The sequence below is a fragment of the Mesorhizobium sp. M7A.F.Ca.MR.362.00.0.0 genome (assembly GCF_004023175.1).
In the GTDB taxonomy this organism is placed as follows: domain Bacteria; phylum Pseudomonadota; class Alphaproteobacteria; order Rhizobiales; family Rhizobiaceae; genus Mesorhizobium.
This window is the reverse complement of record NZ_RZTF01000184.1, coordinates 1-3,602: the sequence shown is the minus strand read 5'-3', so window position 1 is coordinate 3,602 and position 3,602 is coordinate 1. Positions and strand designations below refer to the sequence as shown.

Below are 3,602 nucleotides of genomic sequence, written 5' to 3'. Positions count from 1 at the left end.
GCACATCTGACTCTGCCCCCAGAGGCACCGTCGCGCCGATGAAGGAACCGATGGGCATGATGTGCGCGGCACTCACCGGCTCGAGCGTGCCGCCATAGGCGTTGACCGCTATCAGGCATTTCTGGGCCGTCACCGTCCCTCTCGGTGTCGAAACCTTGACCTTGCCGCCACTGGACATGATGCCGGTCGACGGCGTCCCCTCGAACAGCTGCGCGCCTGCAAGCGCTGCCACCCGCGCCGTGCCGATCACCAGCTTCATCGGATGGATGTGGCCGGTGCCGGTGTCGCGCGTGCCGCCGAAATAGGCGGTCGAGCCCAACCGCTCCGCCGTCTCCCTGGCATCCATGAACGAGATATGCGGGTAGGCAAAACGGCTCGCCATGATCTCGGCATGCGCCTTGTAGTCGTCGACATGGCGGGGCTTGTGCGCCACCGAGAGCTGGCCCGGCATATAGTCGATATCGATCTGGTTGGCGGCAGTGAATTCGAGGAGATGCGCCTTGGCCTCTTCGGCAAGATCAAACAGCGCCTTGGCGCGGGCCAAGCCATACTCGGATTCCAGGTCCTCGGCCCAGGCGCGCTGGCCGGTGCCGAGCTGCCCGCCATTGCGCCCGGAGGCGCCATCGCCGAAGCGGTACGCGTCGATCAGCACGACATTGGTGCCTGCCTTGGCCAGATGCGCCGCCGCCGACAGCCCGGTGAAGCCGCCACCAATGATGACGACATCGCATGTCCGGTCGCCATCCAGTCCGGGATATTCGGGCCTCGGTCCCGCCGTGTCCTCGTACCAGGAACGGCCGGGGGAAATTGGGGATTGGTAAGGCATGATGCTCGCAGGGAGTAGGGGAATAGGGCAGTAGGGCAGTAGGGCAGTAGGGCAGTAGGGCAGTAGGGCAGTAGGGCAGTAGGTGGGGCTATTCCGGTGACAGTTTTCGGATCAGAAGCCGCAAGAGCGTTCCTACACTCTCACTGCGGGTCATCAAGGGTTCGACCGTCTCGTGCGAGGCGATTCCGACGCGTTGCGCGATTAGCAGATGGGTCTCCAGTTCCTTGAGGGATCCCTGGGCAATCCTGAGAAATTGCTGATAGGAAGCTCGGCTTTCTCGCCCGTAACCTTCGGCAATGTTGGCGGGAACGGATGTGGCTGCACGGCGTACCTGAGTCGTCAGTCCGTAGAGTTCATCCCTTGGCCAAGCTCTGGTTGTTTCGTAGATCGATACCGCCAGATCCATAGCTTGCTGCCAGACGATTAAATCCCTGTACGATTCAATCTTGGCCGCCATCCTTGCCCTACTGCCCTACTGCCCTATTCCCTACACATTCAGCAACAAATACTCCCGCTCCCACGGGCTGATCACTTCCATGAAGGTCTCGAACTCCGCCCGCTTGATCGCCGCATAGGTGGCGGCGAAGGACTTGCCCAGATGCGCGCAGAGTTCCTCGTCGCCCTCGAACAGGTCGACGGCTTCGAGCAGGCCACGCGGCAGGTCGATTTCGTCGGCATTGGCTGTGGTCAGCACGGGAGGCTCGGCCTTGATCTTGTTGGTGATGCCGATCAGCCCGCAGGCAAGCGATGCCGCCAGCGCCAGATAGGGGTTGGCATCGGAGGACGGGATGCGGTTTTCGACGCGCCGCGCCGCCGGATCCGAGCGCGGCACACGAAACGCCGTGGTGCGGTTGTCATAGCCCCATTTGTTGTTGACCGGCGCCGACGCCGCCTGCGTCAGCCGGCGGTAGGAATTGACATAGGGCGCGAACATCACAAGTGCGTTCGGCACATGCTTCTGCATGCCGCCGATGAAGTGGAAAAAGTCGTCGGTTTCCGATCCGTCAGCGGCCGAAAAGATGTTCCGTCCGGTCTTCTTGTCGATGATCGACTGGTGGATGTGCATGGCGGAGCCGGGTTGCCCCTGGATCGGCTTGGCCATGAAGGTGGCGTAGATCTCGTGCTTCAGCGCCGCCTCGCGAATGGTGCGCTTGAACATGAACACCTGGTCGGCCAGTTCGATCGGGTCGCCGTGGCGCAGATTGATCTCCAGCTGGCCAGCGCCTTCCTCGTGGATCAGCGTGTCGATCTCCAGGCCCTGGCTTTCAGAGAAATGGTAGATGTCATCGATCAGTTCGTCGAATTCGTTGACGCCGGCGATCGAATAGCCGGCGCCGCCACCGATCGCGCGTCCCGACCGGCCGACCGGCGGGGTCAGCGGATAGTCCGGATCGGGATTCTTGCGCACGAGGTAGAACTCGATCTCGGGCGCCACCACTGGCTTCAGGCCGAGCTTGTCATAGGCGGCCACCACACGTTTCAACACATTGCGCGGCGTGAACTCGACCGAGCGTCCGTCCTGGTGGACGAGGTCGCAGATGACCGCGGCCGTCGGGTCTTCTTCCCAAGGCACCACCGTCAGCGTCGACAGGTCGGGCATGAGTTTGAGGTCGCCGTCATCTTCCGGGTAATGGAAGCCGTTGCCATCCTCGGGGTAGCCGCCGGAAATCGTCGTCATGAAGACTGCCGACGGCAGCGCCAGCGAGGTGTTGGAGGTGAATTTCTTCGATGGCATCATCTTGCCACGCGCAACGCCTGCCTGATCGGGCGTGATGCACTCGATGTCCTCGATGCCGCGCCACTCCAGCCAGGCGCTGACTTCCTTCCAGTTCTTGACGCCTCGTTGGTTTTTCACGAAGGCAGGCGTGCGGGCGCGTCCTCCGCGGCTCGACGGACGGACTTCCTTTTTTGCAGGCGGCATCATTCACCAGATTGGGTTGCGGATTGTGGAGTATAGCCGTGCCCTCCTATGGAAGGGAAGGGGAGCCGCGTCGGGCATTGGCCGGCGCGGTTGAAAATCACGCCAATCGGCTTAGTTTCGGCCGTCCCATGTCAATCGAGGCCCCCAAATCTTAATCGAGAAATTGAATGCGGCCCAACGGCAAACTGACAACGATCGGATTCGATGCCGACGACACGCTGTGGCAGAACGAGCAGTTCTTCCGGCTGACGGAAAAGCGCTTTGCCGCCATGCTCGTCGACCATGGCGAAGCCGAGCATATCTCGGCACGATTGCTGGAGGCCGAAAGGCGCAACCTCGCCGTCTATGGCTTCGGCATCAAGGGATTTACCCTGTCGATGATCGAGACGGCGATCGAGGTCACGCAAGGCCGCGTGCCGGCTTCGGTCATAGCGGAGATTCTCGATGCCGGCCGCGAGATGCTGAGCCATCCGATCGAGGCCTTGCCGCACGCCCGCGAGACGGTCGAAAAGCTTGCCGGCGCATTCCGCCTCGTGCTGATCACCAAGGGCGACCTCTTCGATCAGGAGCGCAAGCTGGCTGGCTCAGGCCTTGGCGATCTGTTCGACGCGGTCGAGATCGTCAGTGACAAGAATGCAGCCACCTATAGCAGGCTCTTCAACCGCCACGGTGATGGTCCGGCGAAAAGCATGATGGTCGGCAACTCGCTGAAGTCGGATGTGGTGCCGGCCATAGAGGCCGGCGGCTGGGGTGTCCATGTGCCGCATGAACTGACATGGGTGCTGGAGCATGTCGAGGCGCCGGTAACCGAATCGAGGTTCCGCCAGATATCCGATCTCGGACAACTGCCCGGAC

Annotated in this window: 4 protein-coding genes; 1 reads left to right on the top strand and 3 read right to left on the bottom strand. The window is 61.9% G+C overall.

The features are described from left to right. The 3 genes from EOC06_RS43035 to EOC06_RS21160 all read right to left on the bottom strand — a co-directional run. On the bottom strand, window positions 1-826 hold an 826-nt coding region (locus EOC06_RS43035), incomplete at its 3' end, for an FAD-binding oxidoreductase (RefSeq protein WP_245469862.1). Between the two features lie 88 nt (window positions 827-914). Beyond that, window positions 915-1,283, bottom strand: a complete 369-nt coding sequence (locus EOC06_RS21165; RefSeq protein ID WP_127321903.1) for a four helix bundle protein — start codon at window positions 1,281-1,283, stop codon at window positions 915-917. A gap of 30 nt (window positions 1,284-1,313) precedes the next feature. Next, window positions 1,314-2,750 (bottom strand): glutamine synthetase family protein, encoded by a 1,437-nt coding sequence (locus EOC06_RS21160; protein ID WP_164749124.1) that lies wholly within the window; start codon window positions 2,748-2,750, stop codon window positions 1,314-1,316. Between the two features lie 164 nt (window positions 2,751-2,914). Between EOC06_RS21160 and EOC06_RS21155 the strand changes: the two genes are divergently transcribed. Next, on the top strand, window positions 2,915-3,602 hold a 688-nt coding region (locus EOC06_RS21155; protein WP_164898675.1), incomplete at its 3' end, for an HAD family hydrolase.